At 52.4% G+C, this 1,993-nt stretch carries 1 protein-coding gene; it reads left to right on the top strand.

Annotation, left to right across the window (positions count from 1 at the left end):
• Window positions 1-188: 188 nt before the first annotated feature.
• Window positions 189-1,979, top strand: coding sequence for a putative bifunctional diguanylate cyclase/phosphodiesterase (locus E0473_RS15320; RefSeq protein ID WP_161981637.1), 1,791 nt, complete (start codon window positions 189-191; stop codon window positions 1,977-1,979).
• The last annotated feature ends 14 nt before the right edge of the window (window positions 1,980-1,993 follow it).

The following is a 1,993-nucleotide window of genomic DNA, read 5'->3' as shown; positions in this document are numbered from 1 at the left end:
TTGCGGACATAATCTACCGCCCAAATCGCGGCGCACGCCGAAGCTATAGAAACAGTCTTTCGTGCTGCGTGCTGAGCGAATACCGTTAGCGATATCCTAATGTTTTCATGCATATTTTAAGCCAAAAGAGCGGGCCGAGCCTCACCAGCTTAGGCCTTGGGTTTGGAATGGTTGAGGATAGACATTGGATGAACTCGGTTAGCCCCATTAAAGAGTCGGAACTCCACGAAGATCATTCGATGTCTGTGACTTCGAAGACTGATGATTGCGTGCCTGATTTCGCCAAATCAGAGCTAAAACTAGCTAATGAATACATGCGCGTACAGGAAGCCGTAAACCATATTACGCAAGGCATAATTCTGTTCGGAACCAATCACGATGTGATGTTCTGCAATGATCGATACATCGAAATGTTCGATCTATCGCGTGAGGTGGTAAAGGCTGGTTGCACACTTTTGGAATTACTCGAGCATCGGAAAGAGGCAGGGTATCTAAAGGGAGATGTCGAGGAATACCGACAACACCTGATTGCTGTGAATAGGCGGGGAAAGACCGTCTCTCAGGAAATCAAGACGACCGACGGCAGGACCATCCATATGGTCAACACGCCCTTGGCTTCCGGCGGTGGGGTTGCAACCTTCGAGGATGTGTCCGAACAGGAGCAGGCCAAGGCGCTGATCGAGCACATGGCGCTTCATGACGCACTCACAGGGCTTCCCAATCGCACTCAGTTTCAATCTCGCCTCGATCACGCTTTGAATTGGAATGGTCGAGATGCGCAAGTTGCCGTCCTGTTTATCGATCTCGACAACTTCAAGAACATTAACGACACCCTAGGGCATCAAATAGGGGATGAACTTCTCAAAGTTGTGTCAGATCGGCTCCGCGCGTGTGTGCGGGATTCCGACACGATTGCCCGGCTGGGCGGGGATGAATTCGTTATTATTCAACCCAATGGAGCAACGCCTGCCGGCGCAGCCCAACTGGCGATCCGTATTCGCGAGGCAGTTACTGCTCCGTGCAAAATCTCTGATCATCAGATCATTATCGATACCAGCATTGGTATTGCGATCTCACCTACAGATGGCACGAAGCCGGACCAACTGATCAAGAATGCCGACTTGGCGCTCTATGGGGCCAAGGGCAGCGGACGAGGAACCTATCGCTTCTTCGAAGAGCAAATGGACGCGCGAATGGCGGCCAGACACGCCCTTGAATTGGACCTGCGCAAAGCGCTGGTGAATGGCGAATTCGAACTCCAGTTCCAACCACTTGTGAATATCGAGCGCGGCGATATCTGCGCTTGCGAGGCGTTGCTACGCTGGACCCATCCAAAGCGCGGTACAATCAACCCGGAGGACTTCATTCCAATAGCGGAAGAAACAGGCCTCATCACCCGGATTGGAGAATGGGTGATCCGCAATGCCTGCATGGAAGCGGCGAAATGGTCGAGCGATGTGACGCTTGCGGTAAATATCTCTCCCGTCCAGTTCCGGTGCCAAAACCTCGTTCAGATTGTTACACATTCGCTAGCCGCCTCGGGACTTCCCGCAGAGCGATTGGAAATTGAAATCACCGAGGCGATCTTGCTGGACCAGACGGAGATAACCCTGGAGAAGCTCGGTCAGCTCAAGGCGTTGGGAATACGAATAGCCATGGATGATTTTGGCACTGGGTATTCATCGCTTGGCTATTTACAGAAATTCCCCTTCGACAAGATCAAGATCGATGGCTCCTTCATCAAGGGCCTGTCCGATCAGACGGAATCCACGGCAATCGTGCGCGCCGTCACCGGTCTTGCAGGCAGCTTTCGCATGACCACAACTGCCGAAGGTGTGGAAACCAGAGAGCAGCTTGATATCGTCAAGGAATTGGGCTGTACCGAAATGCAGGGCTTCTTGTTTTCGAAGGCCTGCTCCGCCGCAGATCTCGCAACGCTATTCAAGTCCCACAAAATCCGGCCTCATACTGAGAGCTGAGGTCATCAAGCGCC

Source organism: Aurantiacibacter suaedae (genome assembly GCF_005434915.1).
GTDB classification, from domain to species: Bacteria; Pseudomonadota; Alphaproteobacteria; order Sphingomonadales; family Sphingomonadaceae; genus Alteraurantiacibacter; species Alteraurantiacibacter suaedae.
Note: the sequence above shows the minus strand (reverse complement) of the source record. Positions and strands in the feature narration are given on the sequence as shown.